The sequence below is a fragment of the Aeromonas sp. Y311-2 genome, from assembly GCF_027706025.1.
Classification (GTDB): Bacteria; Pseudomonadota; Gammaproteobacteria; order Enterobacterales; family Aeromonadaceae; genus Aeromonas; species Aeromonas veronii.
This window is the reverse complement of sequence record NZ_JAPDCL010000026.1, coordinates 25,226-41,375: the sequence shown is the minus strand read 5'-3', so window position 1 is coordinate 41,375 and position 16,150 is coordinate 25,226. Positions and strand designations below refer to the sequence as shown.

At 59.8% G+C, this 16,150-nt stretch carries 15 protein-coding genes; 8 read left to right on the top strand and 7 right to left on the bottom strand.

All coding sequences use genetic code 11. From position 1 onward, the window contains the following. Nucleotides 1–350 precede the first annotated feature (350 nt). The 7 genes from OKC42_RS19365 to glpG all read left to right on the top strand — a co-directional run bounded on the left by OKC42_RS19365 (nt 351) and on the right by glpG (nt 6,491). Nucleotides 351–1,472: a branched-chain amino acid ABC transporter substrate-binding protein gene (locus tag OKC42_RS19365; protein ID WP_005339442.1), complete on the top strand. Its 1,122-nt coding sequence runs from the start codon at nt 351–353 to the stop codon at nt 1,470–1,472. A gap of 66 nt (nt 1,473–1,538) precedes the next feature. Continuing rightward, nucleotides 1,539–2,465, top strand: coding sequence for a high-affinity branched-chain amino acid ABC transporter permease LivH (livH, locus tag OKC42_RS19360; protein ID WP_005339439.1), 927 nt, complete (start codon nt 1,539–1,541; stop codon nt 2,463–2,465). Further along, complete coding sequence (locus tag OKC42_RS19355; protein WP_005355922.1) at nt 2,465–3,733, top strand: high-affinity branched-chain amino acid ABC transporter permease LivM; 1,269 nt, start codon at nt 2,465–2,467, stop codon at nt 3,731–3,733. The genes livH and OKC42_RS19355 overlap by 1 nt, the downstream gene beginning before the upstream one ends. Then, nucleotides 3,730–4,503: a high-affinity branched-chain amino acid ABC transporter ATP-binding protein LivG gene (gene livG, locus OKC42_RS19350; RefSeq protein ID WP_005339435.1), complete on the top strand. Its 774-nt coding sequence runs from the start codon at nt 3,730–3,732 to the stop codon at nt 4,501–4,503. The genes OKC42_RS19355 and livG overlap by 4 nt, the downstream gene beginning before the upstream one ends. Before the next feature lie 10 nt (nt 4,504–4,513). Then, on the top strand, nt 4,514–5,215 hold the full coding sequence (locus tag OKC42_RS19345; RefSeq protein WP_005339433.1) for an ABC transporter ATP-binding protein: 702 nt from the start codon (nt 4,514–4,516) through the stop codon (nt 5,213–5,215). 122 nt (nt 5,216–5,337) lie between these two features. After that, entirely contained in the window at nt 5,338–5,661 is a 324-nt protein-coding gene (glpE, locus tag OKC42_RS19340; protein WP_270820666.1) for a thiosulfate sulfurtransferase GlpE, read from the top strand. Next, nucleotides 5,658–6,491, top strand: coding sequence for a rhomboid family intramembrane serine protease GlpG (glpG, locus tag OKC42_RS19335; protein WP_005339431.1), 834 nt, complete (start codon nt 5,658–5,660; stop codon nt 6,489–6,491). The genes glpE and glpG overlap by 4 nt, the downstream gene beginning before the upstream one ends. 65 nt (nt 6,492–6,556) lie before the next feature. Here the strand turns inward: glpG and OKC42_RS19330 are convergent, their stop codons facing one another. Further along, entirely contained in the window at nt 6,557–9,001 is a 2,445-nt protein-coding gene (locus OKC42_RS19330; RefSeq protein ID WP_270820664.1) for a VolA/Pla-1 family phospholipase, read from the bottom strand. 300 nt (nt 9,002–9,301) lie between these two features. Here OKC42_RS19330 and ubiK point away from each other — a divergent pair, with 300 nt between their 5' ends. Next, on the top strand, nt 9,302–9,559 hold the full coding sequence (gene ubiK / locus OKC42_RS19325; RefSeq protein WP_270820663.1) for a ubiquinone biosynthesis accessory factor UbiK: 258 nt from the start codon (nt 9,302–9,304) through the stop codon (nt 9,557–9,559). A 54-nt stretch (nt 9,560–9,613) separates the two neighbouring features. Here ubiK and OKC42_RS19320 read toward each other — a convergent pair whose 3' ends face one another. The 6 genes from OKC42_RS19320 to trxA form a co-directional block, all read right to left on the bottom strand. Next, nucleotides 9,614–10,627 (bottom strand): GGDEF domain-containing protein, encoded by a 1,014-nt coding sequence (locus OKC42_RS19320; protein WP_244776119.1) that lies wholly within the window; start codon nt 10,625–10,627, stop codon nt 9,614–9,616. 219 nt (nt 10,628–10,846) lie between these two features. Next, a complete protein-coding gene (gene fre, locus OKC42_RS19315; RefSeq protein WP_005339423.1) occupies nt 10,847–11,545 on the bottom strand; it encodes an NAD(P)H-flavin reductase in 699 nt (232 codons plus the stop codon). Between the two features lie 146 nt (nt 11,546–11,691). Next, nucleotides 11,692–13,161: a 4-hydroxy-3-polyprenylbenzoate decarboxylase gene (gene ubiD / locus OKC42_RS19310; RefSeq protein WP_108541182.1), complete on the bottom strand. Its 1,470-nt coding sequence runs from the start codon at nt 13,159–13,161 to the stop codon at nt 11,692–11,694. Nucleotides 13,162–13,194: 33 nt separating this feature from the next. Next, nucleotides 13,195–14,187 (bottom strand): hypothetical protein, encoded by a 993-nt coding sequence (locus OKC42_RS19305; RefSeq protein ID WP_236357866.1) that lies wholly within the window; start codon nt 14,185–14,187, stop codon nt 13,195–13,197. 108 nt (nt 14,188–14,295) lie between these two features. Further along, a complete protein-coding gene (rho, locus tag OKC42_RS19300; RefSeq protein WP_005339417.1) occupies nt 14,296–15,561 on the bottom strand; it encodes a transcription termination factor Rho in 1,266 nt (421 codons plus the stop codon). 204 nt (nt 15,562–15,765) lie between these two features. Beyond that, nucleotides 15,766–16,092 (bottom strand): thioredoxin TrxA, encoded by a 327-nt coding sequence (trxA, locus tag OKC42_RS19295; protein ID WP_005339416.1) that lies wholly within the window; start codon nt 16,090–16,092, stop codon nt 15,766–15,768. Nucleotides 16,093–16,150 lie beyond the last annotated feature (58 nt).

The window sequence follows — 16,150 nt, the reverse complement described above, 5'->3', positions numbered from 1 at the left end:
TCAATGCCGGCTAATTTAGGCGCTCATTTCTGTTTGCGCAAATGGATTCTGGTCAAAATGGGAGCGCTGTCAGAGTAAAATATCGCCAGATTAATCCTCTGGCGTTTGTCAGAATAGCCTCTCGTTACCAAGATGTTAAGTCAACAAATCAAAATTAAGCTCTGATTAGCAGAAAATAACAGGTCATTTATTTCAAAATCCACCCATCCAACCCCCTCTGGTTAGTATCTTTAACAGCTTGTTATTGCCCCGTGAGGAATGATAGAACCATACCTATAGCCGGATGCACGGGATGTAGATCCGGAATGGCACACGGAAATGAAACAATCCACTGATTAAGGGACGAATCAATGCATAAGTTGAGCAAAATCACAGTTGGCGCAGCGGTTTCTTTGGCTCTGTTTGGATCGATCTCCATCGCTCACGCGGCAGACACCATCAAGATCGGTATCGCAGGCCCGGTCACCGGCCCGGTCGCCCAGTACGGGGACATGCAGTTCACCGGCGGCAAGATGGCGGTCGAGCAGATCAACAAGGCTGGCGGCATCAATGGCAAGCAGATCGAAGCGGTCGTCTATGACGATGCCTGCGATCCCAAGCAGGCGGTGGCCGTTGCCAACAAGGTGGTGAACGATGGCGTCAAGTTCGTGGTCGGTCACCTCTGCTCCGACAACACCCTGCCCGCCTCCGACATCTATGAAGACGAGGGGATCCTGATGGTCACCCCCGCCTCCACCAACCCCAAGATCACCGAGCGCGGTTACCAGCTGACCTTGCGCACCATCGGCCTGGATAGCGATCAGGGCCCGACTGCCGCCAAGTACATCATCGAGCAGGTCAAACCCCAGCGCGTGGCCGTTATCCACGACAAGAAGCAGTATGGCGAAGGCATAGCCTCCAGCGTGAAAGCCGCGCTCGACAAGGCTGGCGTGAAAGTGGTGGCCTTTGAAGGGATCACCGCCGGTGACAAGGACTTCTCCGCCCTGATCGCCAAACTGCAGAAAGAGAACGTCGATTTCGTCTACTACGGCGGCTATCACCCTGAGCTGGGTCTGATCCTGCGTCAGGCTGGCGAGAAGGGGCTGAAAGCCAAGTTCATGGGCCCGGAAGGAGTGGGTAACAAGGATATCTCCGCCATCGGCGGCCCGGCTTCCGAAGGCCTGCTGGTGACCCTGCCGAACAAATACGATCTGGTGCCTGCCAACGCCCCGCTGGTAGCGGCGTTCAAGGCCAAGGGTCAGGACTCCTCCGGCCCGTTCGTCTGGACTACCTATGCCGCGGTGCAAACCCTGGCAGCCGGTATCGCCAAGGCGGGTGAAGATGACCCGGCCGCCGTTGCCGCCGCCATCAAGGCTGCGCCGATCGATACCGTGATGGGCCCCCTGACCTGGGCACCGAACGGTGACCTGAAAGGCTTCGAATTCGGTGTGTTCCAGTGGCACGCTGACGGTACTTCCAGCCAAGTCAAATAATCTGCCGATCGGGGGTGAGTACGCTCACCCCCTCCTCTCTTTGCGGGCAAGTACAGGGAACGCAGTATGTCCGAACACCTCCTCTATCTGGTTCAGCAACTGCTGAACGGATTAACTATAGGCAGCACCTATGCGTTGATCGCCATTGGCTACACCATGGTCTATGGCATCATCGGCATGATCAACTTCGCCCACGGCGAGGTGTACATGATCGGCTCCTATGTCGCTTTTATGGTGATGGCGGGGCTCATGATGATGGGCATCGACAGCACCTTTCTACTGCTGGGAGGCGCCTTCCTGGTCAGTATTATCATCACCGGCACCTATGGCTGGAGCATCGAGCGGGTCGCCTACCGGCCACTGCGCGGTGGCAACCGGCTGATCCCCCTCATCTCCGCCATCGGCATGTCGATCTTCCTGCAGAACATGATGCGGATGGCTCAGGGCTCGCGGGATATCGCCATGCCCAGCCTGATCTCCGGTGGCTGGACCCTGGGGGGTGAGGATGGTTTTCAGGCCAGCCTCTCCTATATGCAGCTGATCATCTTCGTGGTGACTTTCATCACCATGCTGGCGCTGACCCAGTTCATCGGCCGCTCCCGCATGGGGCGCGCCTGCCGCGCCTGTTCGGAAGATATCAAGATGGCCAACCTGCTGGGCATCGACACCCACGTGGTCATCTCCATCACCTTCGTGCTGGGAGCCGCGCTGGCCGCCGTCGCCGGGGTGCTGCTCGGCATGTATTACGGCGTCATCAACCCCTACCTCGGCTTTATGGCCGGTCTGAAGGCCTTCACTGCCGCTGTATTGGGCGGTATCGGCAGCATTCCGGGCGCCGTACTGGGCGGCCTGCTGCTCGGTGTGGTTGAAGCGCTCACCGCCGGTTATCTCAGCACCGAGTACAAGGATGTGATGGCGTTTGCCCTGCTCATTTTTGTGCTGCTCTTTATGCCTACTGGCATCCTGGGTCGTCCGGAAGTGGAGAAAGTGTGATGAAACATCAATTTATCCACGCCTGTATCGCAAGCCTGGTGCTGCTGGTGCTCTCCTTCTGGCTGCTCGGCTTCAAGCTGGAGACCGATGGCTCCAGCCTGCAGGTAGTGAGCCGCCTCGATGTGTCGCTGGCCTGGCTACTGGGGGGCGCCACCCTCGTTTTCTGGTTCCAGATGCTGCGCGGCCAGATTGCCAAGCTGTTTCAGGCCTCCATCAGCGGTTTCTCGGTCGGCTTCACCAAGCTGGTGCTACCGAGCCCGGAAGAGGCGCCCAAGCTCTATAACCTCACCGCCGTGCTGGTACTGCTGTTCGCGGTGAGCTGGCCCTTTATGGCCTCTCGCGGCGCCATCGATCTCGCCACCCTTACCCTGATTTACATCATGCTGGGGCTGGGGCTGAACGTGGTGGTCGGCCTCGCCGGCCTGCTCGATCTCGGCTATGTCGGCTTCTACGCAGTCGGCGCCTACAGCTATGCCCTGCTCAACACCTACTTCGGGCTGAGCTTCTGGGAGTGCCTGCCCATCGCCGGACTGATGGCCGCCACCTTCGGCTTCCTGCTCGGTTTCCCGGTGCTGCGGCTGCGGGGGGACTATCTGGCCATCGTCACCCTCGGTTTTGGCGAGATCATCCGCATTCTGCTCAACAATATGACCACCCTGACCGGCGGCCCGAACGGTATATCCGGCATTCCCAAGCCGACGCTGGGGGGTCTGGAGTTCAACCGCACCGTCAAGGATGGGGGCTTTGATACCTTCCACAACTTCTTCGGCATTACCTACAACGCCAACCACAAGGTGATCTTCCTCTACCTGATGGCGCTGGTGCTGGTGGTGGTGACCCTGTTTGTCATCAACCGCCTGCTGCGGATGCCCCTTGGCCGCGCCTGGGAAGCGCTGCGGGAGGACGAAATCGCCTGCAAATCGCTGGGGCTCAACCCCACCATCATCAAGCTGACCGCCTTCACCATAGGCGCCACCTTCGCGGGCTTTGCCGGCAGCTTCTTTGCCTCGCGGCAGGGCTTTATCAGCCCGGAATCCTTCGTCTTTATCGAATCGGCCATTGTGCTGGCGATTGTGGTGCTGGGTGGCATGGGCTCCCAGATCGGGGTGGTGCTGGCTGCCATCGTGATGACGGTGCTGCCGGAGCTGGCCCGCGAGTTCAACGAGTATCGCATGCTGATGTTCGGCCTCTTGATGGTGTTCATGATGATCTGGCGGCCACAGGGATTGCTGCCGATGACCCGTCCGCATCTGGAGTTGAAGAAATGAGTACACATCAGAAGTTAATGGAAGTCTCTGATCTGTCGATGCGCTTCGGGGGCCTGCTGGCCGTCAACGGGGTCAAACTGGATATCGACAAGGGCGAGGTGATCTCCATCATCGGCCCCAACGGTGCGGGCAAGACCACCATCTTCAACTGCCTGACCGGCTTCTACTGTCCGAGCGGCGGCACCATCCGCTACAAGGGTGAGGAGATCCAGGGGCTGCCCGGCCATCTCATCGCCCGCAAGGGGATTGTGCGTACCTTCCAGCACGTGCGGCTGTTCAAGGAGATGACAGCGGTGGAGAACCTGCTGGTTGCCCAGCACCAGCACCTCAACACCAGCTTTATCGCCGGTCTGTTCAAGACCCCGGCCTTCCGCCGGGCGGAACAGGAGGGGCTGGAGCGGGCCGCCTTCTGGCTGGATAAAGTGGGCCTCAAAGATCTTGCCAACCGCGCCGCCGGTAATCTGGCCTACGGTCAGCAGCGCCGCCTCGAGATCGCCCGCTGCATGGCGACCCGTCCCGAGCTGCTGATGCTGGACGAACCGGCCGCCGGTCTCAACCCGAAGGAGACCGACGAGCTGGATGAGCTGATCATGAGCCTGCGGGACGAGTTCGGGGTCTCGGTGCTGCTGATCGAGCACGATATGAAGCTGGTGATGGGCATCTCCAACCGCATCTTCGTGGTCAGCCAGGGCACCCCGCTGGCCCATGGCAAGCCGGATGAGATCCGTAACAACCCGGCAGTGATCAAGGCCTATCTGGGCGAGTCGTAAGGACAACAAGATGTTAGAACTTCGCAACGTATCGACCCACTACGGCAAAATTCAGGCATTGCACGATGTCAGCGTCGAGGTGAAAGAGGGGGAAATCGTCACCCTGATCGGCGCCAACGGCGCAGGCAAGACCACCCTGCTGATGACCCTCTGCGGCGAACCCAAGCCCAGCAGCGGCTCCATCTGGTTTGAGGGGGAACAGATCAGCTCCCTCACCACCGCCCGCATCATGCGCAAGGATATCGCCGTGGTGCCGGAGGGGCGCCGTATCTTCGCCCGCCTGACGGTGGAGGAGAACCTGCTGATGGGCGCCTTCTTCGTTGACAAGGCCGAGCAGCATGGCCTGCTGGATCAGGTTTTTACCCTGTTCCCGCGCCTGCATGAGCGACTGGAACAGCGGGCAGGCACCATGTCCGGCGGCGAGCAACAGATGCTGGCCATCGGCCGCGCCCTGATGAGCAAGCCGCGCTTGCTGCTGCTGGATGAACCCTCGCTGGGGCTGGCCCCCATCGTCATCCAGCAGATCTTCGACACCATAGAGCAGTTGCGCCAGAAGGGGATGACCATCTTTCTGGTGGAGCAGAACGCCAACCAGGCGCTCAAGCTGGCCGACCGCGGTTATGTGCTGGAGAACGGCCACGTGGTGCTGCAAGACACGGGCGCCGCCCTGCTGGCCAACCCGGCAGTGCGGCAGGCCTATCTGGGCGGTTAACCCACTGCCCCGCATGCCATATCAACAAGGGAGCCGCTGGCTCCCTTATCTTTTGTGGGGTTAGTTTGCGCCCAAGCTTGCGGTACACTGGCCCGTAATCAACCTATTCGCAGGACATCCCGATGGACCAGTTTGCCCATATCAATGCCCATGATGCCCACCAGAAACTGAGCTCGGGTGAAGCCCGTCTGGTGGATATTCGCGACCCGCAATCCTTTGAAGCGGCCCACGCGGTCGGCGCCTTCCACCTCACCAATGGCACGCTGGTGCGCTTTATGAATGAAGTGGATTTCGATACCCCGGTCATCGTGATGTGCTATCACGGCAACAGCAGTCAGGGGGCGGCCCAATACCTGCTGCAACAGGGTTATGACGAGGTCTACAGCATGGATGGCGGCTTCGAGGCGTGGCGCCGGGAGTTTCCCATCGAGGCAGGCGAGGCATGATCCAGCTGCTGGTGCTCGACAATGCCCGCATGGCGCAGGCGCTGGTGGACTATCTGGCGACGCTGGGCATCTCCTGCGAGCTGACCCAGTCCGAGCTGGGGGTCACCATCTGGCTGGCGGACGAGCAACGCCTCGCTCAGGCCCAGCTGGAGGTGAAGCGCTTTCTGGCCGAGCCGGGCCACCCGCGCTATATGGAAGCCTCCTGGCAATCCGGCCGCGCCGATGCCCGCATCGACTACAGCAAGGGGATGACGGACCCCATCACCGATTTCCTCCATCAGGCGGGGCCACTGACGCTGGTGGTGATCATCGCCTGTCTCGCCATCTACGGGATCGAGGCCATCGGCCTGCCAATCTACGATGAACTGGCATTCCACCCGACGCTGGCCCAGTTCACCGACTGGCAGGCGTGGCGTTATTTCACCCCCGCCCTGATCCACTTCTCGGTGCTCCATCTGGTGTTCAACTTGCTGTGGTGGTGGTATCTCGGCGGCCAGATCGAGCAGCGCCTCGGCAGCGGCAAGCTGCTGATCCTGCTGCTGGTGGGCGCCGCCCTGCCCAATATCGCCGAGTTCTTTGCCAGCGGCCCGCTGTTTGGCGGTCTCTCCGGCGTGGTCTATGCCCTGCTCGGCTACTGCTGGCTACGCAGCAAGCTGCAACCGGCCTGCGGCCTCACTCTGCCACCGGCGCTGATGGGCTTTATGCTGTTCTGGATGGTGCTCGGCTTCTTTGACATGCTCGGCACCAGCACCGCCAACATCGCCCACCTGACCGGCCTGCTGGTCGGCCTGCTGCAAGGCTGGCTGGATCGCAACCACCAGCCGACCTGATTTTTCAGCAGTTGCAGAAACGAGAACGCCGCCCCGAGGGGCGGCGTTTTTTACGCGATGGGCAGTTACTGCTTGATCAGGGTGTCGTCAGTCACCTTGACCGCCGCACCGCCACTCATAAAGAAGCTGGCGAACTGGGTCTGGATCTCGGTGGTGACCGCGCCAGCCTGATCGAAGTTCTCGTCAGGAGCCAGCAGCGAGCTATGGCCCCCTTTCAGGAAGCGCGCAGCATGGTGACCCGCCGGGAGCACGCCGGACCCTTTCAGCTCTTGCAAACCCAACACCCGGAACAGCGGCTCGGTGCCACCCAGCGGAGCAGAGGCGATGCTGTTGGGGATCACTTGATCCGGAAGGTTGAGGGCACCATCGCCCACAATTTCGGTGGCGAACAGCGGGAAGCTCTTGGCGACGCCACTGCCCAGATTGATCGGGTCCGCAGAGTCCAGCACTGACTGGGCGGCAAAGGTATAGCTCTGCAAGGTGCTCGCCGCACCCGCCTGCGTGGCCGCATCCAGACTGGGCAGGAACTCGTTGACGAAGCAAGTGGCGGCAGCCGTTTTGCAATTAGGTGCATAGGCGGTAAAGCCCGCTTTCAGCGCCGGACTGCCCGAGGTAAGCACGCTCATCTTGATGGTCGGCCCGAAGCTCGGCGAGTTGAGCAACAGCGGCGCGATGCCGCCACCCGGCATCGCCAGACCACCGGTATCGAACTTGAACAAGGCATCAGCCTGAGCACTGCCGGTGGTCTGGTTGGCGACAGCCAGCAGATTGGCCCCGGTAATGGCACCAAGTGAGTGACCGAGGAAGTGAACTTTCAGACCGGCACCACCCAATTGGCCACCCAATCCCTGGGTGTTGGCCAGACCGACAGCCAGTCGCAGTCCCAGCAGATCGGCCACGCTCTGTTTCAGATTGTCCCGCGCCACCGTCAGATAGTTGAGGTTCAGATAGGGGAGCGGGTTCTCCGATGTGGTCACCGTCGCCATGCTGTTGCTCAGGGCGTAGCCACGTTCGCCGTGCAGCGGGTGATCGATCACCACCACAGCAACCACCTTGTTCACTGATGGGTCTAACCCGGCACCTATCTGGCCCAGCGCCAGCGCATAGGCGTTCTCCTTGATGGAGGTGACGCCGTGCTGATAGATGATCACATCAGTGACAGTGCTCAAGTTGGTCGTCGGTGCGAAGATCCGCAGCGGTACCGATTGTACTTCGCTCAGGGTCGGCAACGGGTTGAAACGGCCGATATTGCGCTCGGCATCCAGCGGCTTGCCACCAGAGGTGAGGGTCACCCCGATCAGCTTGCTCGCCTCGGTCAGCAGTTCACTCTGACGGCTCGGGTCGGCGATCAGCTCACCCAGCAATGCCGGGTCCACGCCCGCCCCGACCAGCCCACCGATCACCTCGGTATCACCCGCTTTCAGCGCGTTGGCGATGGTATAGAGGCTGGGAATGGCGCCGTGCCAGGATTGGGTCTTGGCCTTGTCCCAGGAGCCTGCTATCGCTGGAGTAGAGAGGAAGTAAGGGAGCTTGACGGTACCGGTATACACCTTGGTCACCGCTGCGACCCCGTTTAGGATGCCATTAGCCGCCACAGCGGCAGCAATCGCATCACGATCTTTCTGCGGCAAGAATTGCTCATTCGCCAGCTGGGTCAGAAAATCCACCCCGCCATTAAGACCGTTGATGGTATAGGTTGCTGGCAGGCTGGTGTTGCCCTTGGCATCCTGTTTCCACAGCACCGCGGCGTCCAGGCTCGGGCTCTTCAGCACCGAAGCAGCGGCACTTTTCACTGCCAGCAGCACATCGGCACCAGATTGGGTGGCAAACCAGTCGGAGAAGATCACCCGATCGCTGGTGATCCCGGTGGCCGCTTTGAACAGACCTTCCTGCAGCGAGATCAGGCCGTTGATGGTCTGCTCCTGAGTAGTTGCGCCAGCTGTCGATTTGAAGCTGCTGTAATCGCCTCCCGCCCTGAGCGGTGTGCCGCGACTGTCCTTGAGGGCATCGGTCGCCACGATCATGTAGTAAGAAGAGGGATTGAGCGGCTTGAGCGGAACCAGATTGAGCTTGCCGTCCCCGCCAGTGACCACAAAGTCGGTCCCATAAACCAGTGGCTTGCCGCCCTTGACTCCGTTGGGTTGCAGAGTGACCGGATCCAGCGTGAGCTCGAGCAGGTAGAGGGGCGCAACGGCAGAAGCATACTCGCTGGCCGCCGGTGCCGGCACAGAGACACCGGTCACGGTCGCCGGTACCAGCTGGACGGGTTGGGTGGTTGACCAGCCATCAAGGGTGGATAGGGCAGATACCGGGTTCGACAGATCAGCCGTTTCTGTCGAAAACTTCAGGGTACCGTCGCTGGCTCGGGGGGCCAGCACACTCGGGCGCACCCCGTTGGCGCCACTCAGGACGTAGTCGAGGGAGCTGGTGGTGTCTCCCTTGTTGTCATCTCCACCACATCCGGCCAGCAGGGCGCTGACAACAGCTGCATAAATTAGCTTCTTCTTCATTTTTTATTCTCTTTTTATAAGGTTGTTATCCATCACAAGCCAACGGGGTCATCACGACCTCGACTGCAAAACGTTAACATAAAACCAACACCAAATAAGACTCATGCCGGACAGTTCTGGCTCAGCTTTGTGGTGCATGTCATGGTTTCAGGTTAACAAAGGGGCGCAAGGGTAGCAGTTGTAGCCCCATCACCAGACCCGACCAGCCAGCGGGCACCATCACGACTAAAAAGCCGCCGCGATCTCGGCAAAGTGAGGGAATTGTCGGTAGAATGTCCGCCAACGCTTAAGGAGGACATCATGATCGACCCGAAGAAACTGGAAGAGATCGCCAAGCAGGTGCACAACTCCCTGCCGCCCGGCATTCGCAGCATGGGTGAAGAGGCCGAGAAGAAGATGCGTCAGGTACTGCAGGCCCAGCTGGGCAAGCTGGATCTGGTCAGCCGCGAAGAGTTCGACGTGCAGACCAAGGTGCTGCTGCGTACCCGTGAAAAACTGGCCGCCCTCGAAAGCAAGCTGGCTCAGCTCGAGCAGCAGGTCGGCGCCAAAGGCGAATAACAAAAACCCCAGCTCGGCTGGGGTTTTTGCTTTGTATTGAACCTGTAAAAAACATCACACCTGAAGCAGATACCAGGCCCGCTTGCCGCGTGCCTTGGCCTCATACATGGCACGGTCGGCAACCTCCAATGCCTGCCGGAAGCTCAATGGCTCCTCTTCCCACAGGGCGATGCCGATACTCAGCCCCACCCGTTGCGGGCAACCGGGTTTGGGCACATAGCCGTGCATCCGGCTGATCAGGGCGTCAGCCAGTTGCGCCAGGCCATGGCTCGACACATCCCGGTGCAGATGCACCACAAACTCGTCGCCGCCGTAACGGCCACATAGCGCCGAGCCAGGCATAATAAGGCGCAGCCAGTCCGCCATCTGCTGCAACACCAGATCGCCGCAGGCGTGCCCCAGCTGGTCATTGATCCCCTTGAAATCATCCAGATCGATAAAGAGCAGCGCCCCCGCCCCTTGCGGCTGTAGCTGGGCAAACGCCTTGCCAAACCCCTGCCGGTTGAGCAAGCCGGTCAGCGCGTCGCTGTTGGCACGCTCCGCCAGTCGTTGCTCATAAGCCTTGCGCTGGGTGATATCGATATGGGAGCCCATGATCCGCAGCGGCTTGCCATCGCCATCCCGATCGACGACCCGTCCCCTATCCCACAGCCAGGTGACCTCGCCTTGCGGGTTGATGGTGCGGTATTCGGCTTCATAGAAGGGGGTTTTCCCCTCAAGGTGGGCAAAGTAGTTGCCCATGGCATGGGCGCGATCGTCGGGATGGAGCTTGGCGCTCCACTGATCGAAATGAGGGGCCATGTCACCGGCCTGAAAGTTCTGCAGATTGAAGACCCGCAGCTCGCCGGTGGGAATGGTGCCCTGCCAGAGACAAATGCCGGTGCCATCGAGGGCGGCATTGAGCTTCTCCTGCAACAAGCCATTTTCATGCTTCAAAGCGGCGATCTCTGCCTGCAAACGGGCCATTTCACCGCCATGAGGGGACGGGATCAGCGTTGCGACCCGCTCGACAGAGCCTGTCTCTCCCCTGTCATCCTCCGCAGATGCCCTGCCCTCTTCACTCAACACTGCCCCTCCTTGTGCTTGCTCTATGGATGCTCTTGTCAATCCCCCACAAAGATGCCATCAGCTAGGCTCGATTAGTAGCCACTCATAGCCAAAATATTGAAAAATAATGGGATAACGCCGCGATAATCCGCTCATTCGGGATGATCCGGTACTGCGGCAGCCCTAAAAACAAAAGCCCCCGGCCAAACCGGGGGCTGCGTCATCCAGACGGGGATCCCGTCAGATAAATTCGTAGGCATCACCAAAGATGCGCTCCGGCTCGGCGCCAAGGATCTTGAACTCCTCCCGCGCGGCACCCGCCATCTCGAAACGGCCGGCGACATAGATGTCGTAGTCGTGGAGGCTGACGAAGTCATCCATGATCGCCTTGTGCACCAGCCCGCTCTTGCCGGTCCAGTCAGCCTCAGGCTCCTGCACCACCGGAATGAAGGTGAGCGGTGCATAGTCACGCTCCCACTGCTGCATCTGCTCCAGCTCATAGAGCCAGTGAGCCTGACGCACACCCCAGTAGAAGAACACCGGACGCTTGCTGCCCGTGTCGATCAGGTACTCCAGAATGGAGCGGGCGTAAGAGAAACCGGTGCCGCCCGCCATCAGGATCAGCGGACGGGGGGATTCATCGCGCAGGAACGCCTTGCCAGCCGGCAATTCGACCTCGATCTCCCCCTGCTCGCGCATGCGGGCCAGCACCTGACCGGCGTAGGCGTTCTCGGGAGTAGCACCGATTTGCAGCTCCAGCACGCCCGGGCGGGTCGGCGAGTTGGCGATGGAGAAGGGGCGCTTGTCCGAATCGCTCATCACCACCAGCAGATACTGGCCCGGCTTGAAGCTGATCGCTTGCTGCGGCGTCAGGGCCACATGCCAGATGGTGTCGACATATTCGCGCAGTTCCTCTACGCGGCATTTGATACGTTGCATTCTTGTCCTTGTGGCGGGCTCGCTCGGCCCGCTTCGCTCATTGTTTCACTATGGAGTGACGACCAGCAGCCCTGGCCCCGTCAGTCGAGAATACTCAAATCAGTGCGGATCGCATCACTTTTTGCAGCAAAGCTGTCATGTTCGCCTCATCCGAGGATATTGAGCTCATCCCAGATGGCATCGACCTTCTGCTTCACCGCCTCATCCTGAACTATGGGCTGACCCCACTCCCGATTGGTCTCTCCCGGCCACTTGTTGGTGGCATCCAGCCCCATTTTGGAGCCGAGGCCGGAGACCGGCGAGGCGAAGTCCAGATAGTCGATCGGGGTGTGCTCGATCAAGGTGGTGTCCCGTGCCGGGTCCATCCGGGTGGTGATGGCCCAGATCACATCCTTCCAGTCGCGAGCGTTGACGTCATCGTCACACACCACCACGAACTTGGTGTACATGAACTGGCGCAGGAATGACCAGACTCCCAGCATCACCCGCTTGGCGTGGCCCGGGTAACGCTTCTTGATGGTCACCACCGCCATCCGGTAGGAGCACCCCTCCGGCGGCAGATAGAAGTCCACAATCTCGGGGAACTGCTTCTGCAGCAGCGGCACGAACACCTCGTTCAGCGCCAGACCCAGCACCGCCGGTTCATCGGGCGGACGGCCGGTGTAGGTGCTGTGATAGATGGCATCGCGCCGCTTGGTGATGTGGGTGATGGTGAAGACCGGGAAGTCGTCCACCTCGTTGTAGTAGCCGGTGTGGTCGCCATAAGGGCCTTCCGGCGCCATCTCACCCGGCTCCAGATACCCTTCCAGCACGATCTCGGCGCTGGCGGGCACCTCCAGATCGCAGCTGATGGCCTTGATCACCTCGGTACGGCTGCCACGCAGCAGACCGGCAAAGGCATATTCGGAGAGAGTATCCGGCACCGGCGTCACCGCGCCGAGAATGGTCGCGGGATCGGCACCGAGTGCCACCACCACCGGAAATCGCTCACCGGGATGGGCCTCCTGCCACTCGCGAAAATCGATGGCACCGCCACGATGATCCAGCCAGCGCATGATCAGCTTGTTTTTGGCGATCTTCTGCTGGCGATAGATGCCGAGGTTCTGGCGCTTCTTGTAGGGGCCACGGGTGATGGTGAGGCCCCAGGTGACCAGCGGCGCCACATCGCCGGGCCAGCAGTGCTGGATCGGGATCTGGTCGAGATCGACCGCATCTCCCTCCTGCACCACCTGCTGGCAGGGGGCGGAAGAGAGGCGCTTGGTCGGCATGTTGAGCACCTGCTTGAAGATCGGCAGCTTCTCCATCAGCTCCTTGAATCCCTTGGGCGGCTCGGGCTCCTTGAGATAGGAGAGCCAGACCCCGACCTGACGCAGGGCGCCCACATCGGGCTGGCCCATGCCCATGGCAACCCGATCCGGGGTACCGAACAGGTTGGTCAGCACCGGCATGGTGTAGCCTTTGGGATTTTCGAACAGCAGAGCCGGGCCACCCGCACGCAGGGTGCGATCGCTGATCTCGGTCATCTCCAGATAGGGATCTATCTCGCGGGTGATGCGCTTGAGTTGTCCGTTTTGTTCCAGCTGCGCGATGAAATCACGCAAATCCTTGTATTTCATGCAAGTTCCCAACCGGGTTCAGGAGGTCACGCATTATAACCCTGGCTGCCCATCGGGTGTACCCGAATCGGGCAGCAGACTCGGTGCAATGGGTGGCATGTCACGCTGGCCGAGGCGTCTGGCCAGCGCAGAGAGCAGCTGGGGCTCGTCCACCTCCATCAACAGACCGGCCACCAGCGCCCCGTATTGACGGTTGGAGAGTTCCGCCAGCAGGTATTTCTGGGCCTGCGGCGGCAAGGGCGAGAGCGCGCTCAGCTGACGCAGGGCGGCCCCCTTCAATCCCTCGTTGCCACTGGCGGCAATCAGCAGATCGCTGGCAGCACTGCCGTGATGGAAGCGGTTGATGGTAGAGAGTGCACGCAGCGCATCCTGATCTGCCGGCCGCCGCCACAGCATGCTATAGAGCGCCGGTTCCCCGGTGCGCTGCAACAGATGGAACAACAGGTGATTGTCGGGCAGATAGATATTTTGGCTGGCCAGCGCTTGCGCCTCCCGCATCCAGATCGGCTGCGGCAAGGTGTCGAGGGCCAGCAACAGGGCTTGCTGCTGCATGGCGAGATCGGGGTTACTGCTGTAGTAGATGGACTTTAGCTGGAAGCTGCCCTGGACAAGCTGCTGTCGATAGCGGTGCATCAGTGATTGCAGCTGCCACTCCCCCAGCAGCTGACGGGCCTGCGCGGCAAAATCATAGACAGGTTGCTGCACCAGAAAACCGTCGACCTGCTGCTCCATGAGCCACTCGGGGGCCTTGTCGGCCTGAGCCTCGACCCACTGTTGCAACGCAGGGGATGCAGGGGTGGTAGCGGGAATATCCCGCAGCAGTTGCAACAGCAGGAACTCCCGCCGCTCGCGACTCAGGGTCGCCAGCAGAGAGTCGATGGCTGCAAATTGCCCCTCCTGCAGACGGCCCGCCAGATAGCGCTGGTGCGTCTGCAACGTCTCGGCTGTCACCGCGACCGGAGCACTCTGCGCGCAGGCAAGCATTGCACTCAGCAACCCCAACAATAACCAGAAAACAGGCTTCATGACGTCTCCATCCATGTGACATCGGGATCTCATACTACTAGGGCGACCGGAAAACAGATAAACAAAAACCGCGACCAGAGCCGCGGTTTCGTCATTTTCTGACCGGACTTACTTCTGCTGGCGCCGCATGGCGTCGAAGAACTCGTCGTTGGTCTTGGTCATCGCCAGCTTGTCGATGAGGAATTCGATACCGTCGATCTCGCCCATCGGGTGGACAATCTTGCGCAGGATCCACATCTTCTGCAGCTCGTCACCTGAGGTGAGCAGCTCTTCCTTACGGGTGCCTGAGCGGGTGATGTCGATGGCCGGGTAGACGCGCTTCTCGGCAATCTTGCGCGAGAGATGCAGTTCCATGTTGCCGGTACCCTTGAACTCTTCGTAGATAACCTCGTCCATTTTGGAACCGGTATCGATCAGCGCGGTAGCGATGATGGTCAGGCTGCCGCCCTCTTCAACATTACGCGCGGCGCCGAAGAAGCGCTTGGGACGGTGCAGGGCGTTGGCATCCACACCACCGGTCAGTACCTTGCCGGATGACGGGATAACGGTGTTGTAGGCACGGGCCAAACGGGTGATGGAGTCCAGCAGGATCACCACGTCTTTCTTGTGTTCGACCAGGCGCTTGGCCTTCTCGATCACCATTTCGGCAACCTGAACGTGACGGGAAGCAGGTTCGTCAAAGGTGGAAGCGATCACTTCACCTTTCACCATCCGCTGCATCTCGGTCACCTCTTCCGGACGCTCGTCGATCAGCAGAACGATCAGTTCACAGTCCGGGTGGTTGTAGGCGATGCTCTGGGCGATGTTCTGCAGCAGCATGGTCTTACCGGCCTTGGGCGGCGCCACGATCAGGCCACGCTGGCCTTTACCGATGGGGGAAGCCAGGTCCAGTACACGGGCGGTGATATCTTCGGTAGAGCCATTACCCCGTTCCATACGCAGACGTTCGTTGGCATGCAGGGGGGTAAGGTTTTCAAACAGGATCTTGTTGCGGGAGTTTTCCGGACGGTCGTAGTTGACCTCATTGACCTTGAGCAGTGCGAAGTAGCGTTCGCCCTCTTTCGGTGGCCGGATCTTGCCGGAGATGGTATCGCCGGTACGCAGGTTGAAGCGGCGGATCTGGCTCGGGGAGACGTAGATATCGTCCGGGCCTGCCAGATAGGAGCCGTCTGCACTGCGCAGGAAGCCGAAACCATCGGTCAGGATTTCCAGCACACCGTCGCCAAAGATATCTTCACCACCCTTGGCGTGCGCCTTGAGGATTGCAAAAATAATATCTTTCTTGTGCGCCCGAGCCAGATTTTCCAACCCCATGGATTCGCCAAGCTTGACCAGCTCGGACACAGGAGTGTTCTTTAATTCAGTCAGATTCATAGTGGTGAAAGTCTGTAAGCAAGGATTGAAATGAGGAGACAGTCTGCTGGATTGATGCTGATCGGATTTGATTGCCAGGCTGTGGTTAGCAAAGAGTCAGGCAAAAAGGTTAGCAAACGAGCGATAAACTAGCACCAATCGGGATGAGCGTCTAGGTGATAAAACACAAGGAGCGCATTATTGCAATGCGCTCCTCTTTAATTATTACAGGTTGCCGTCCAAGAACTCTTTCAGCTGAGTCTTGGACAGTGCACCGACCTTAGTCGCTGCCACTTCGCCATTCTTGAACAGCAAGAGGGTCGGGATACCACGAATGCCGTACTTGGGCGGAGTATCAGAGTTATGGTCGATGTTCAGTTTGGCTACGGTCACGCGACCTTCGTACTCTTGGGCAACTTCTTCCAGGATCGGGGCAATCATCTTGCACGGACCACACCACTCGGCCCAGAAGTCGACCAGAACGGCGCCATCGGCTTTGATTACATCTGCCTCGAAGCTGGCATCGCTCAGCTGAACAATCTTGTCACTCATCTCCAACTCCAGTCAGTAATTAAGGCTTTATTGACATATCAACAAAGGCAATAGTTGC

What these genes read in the sequence shown, in the direction of transcription:
- OKC42_RS19345 (WP_005339433.1), top strand. Translation starts at nt 4,514, where the DNA reads ATGTTAGAACTTCGCAACGTATCGACCCACTACGGCAAAATTCAGGCA.
- fre (WP_005339423.1), bottom strand. Translation starts at nt 11,545, where the DNA reads ATGCAACGTATCAAATGCCGCGTAGAGGAACTGCGCGAATATGTCGAC.
- OKC42_RS19305 (WP_236357866.1), bottom strand. Translation starts at nt 14,187, where the DNA reads ATGAAGCCTGTTTTCTGGTTATTGTTGGGGTTGCTGAGTGCAATGCTT.
- OKC42_RS19365 (WP_005339442.1), top strand. Translation starts at nt 351, where the DNA reads ATGCATAAGTTGAGCAAAATCACAGTTGGCGCAGCGGTTTCTTTGGCT.
- livH (WP_005339439.1), top strand. Translation starts at nt 1,539, where the DNA reads ATGTCCGAACACCTCCTCTATCTGGTTCAGCAACTGCTGAACGGATTA.
- OKC42_RS19330 (WP_270820664.1), bottom strand. Translation starts at nt 9,001, where the DNA reads ATGAAGAAGAAGCTAATTTATGCAGCTGTTGTCAGCGCCCTGCTGGCC.
- rho (WP_005339417.1), bottom strand. Translation starts at nt 15,561, where the DNA reads ATGAATCTGACTGAATTAAAGAACACTCCTGTGTCCGAGCTGGTCAAG.
- ubiD (WP_108541182.1), bottom strand. Translation starts at nt 13,161, where the DNA reads ATGAAATACAAGGATTTGCGTGATTTCATCGCGCAGCTGGAACAAAAC.
- glpG (WP_005339431.1), top strand. Translation starts at nt 5,658, where the DNA reads ATGATCCAGCTGCTGGTGCTCGACAATGCCCGCATGGCGCAGGCGCTG.
- ubiK (WP_270820663.1), top strand. Translation starts at nt 9,302, where the DNA reads ATGATCGACCCGAAGAAACTGGAAGAGATCGCCAAGCAGGTGCACAAC.
- trxA (WP_005339416.1), bottom strand. Translation starts at nt 16,092, where the DNA reads ATGAGTGACAAGATTGTTCAGCTGAGCGATGCCAGCTTCGAGGCAGAT.
- glpE (WP_270820666.1), top strand. Translation starts at nt 5,338, where the DNA reads ATGGACCAGTTTGCCCATATCAATGCCCATGATGCCCACCAGAAACTG.
- livG (WP_005339435.1), top strand. Translation starts at nt 3,730, where the DNA reads ATGAGTACACATCAGAAGTTAATGGAAGTCTCTGATCTGTCGATGCGC.
- OKC42_RS19355 (WP_005355922.1), top strand. Translation starts at nt 2,465, where the DNA reads ATGAAACATCAATTTATCCACGCCTGTATCGCAAGCCTGGTGCTGCTG.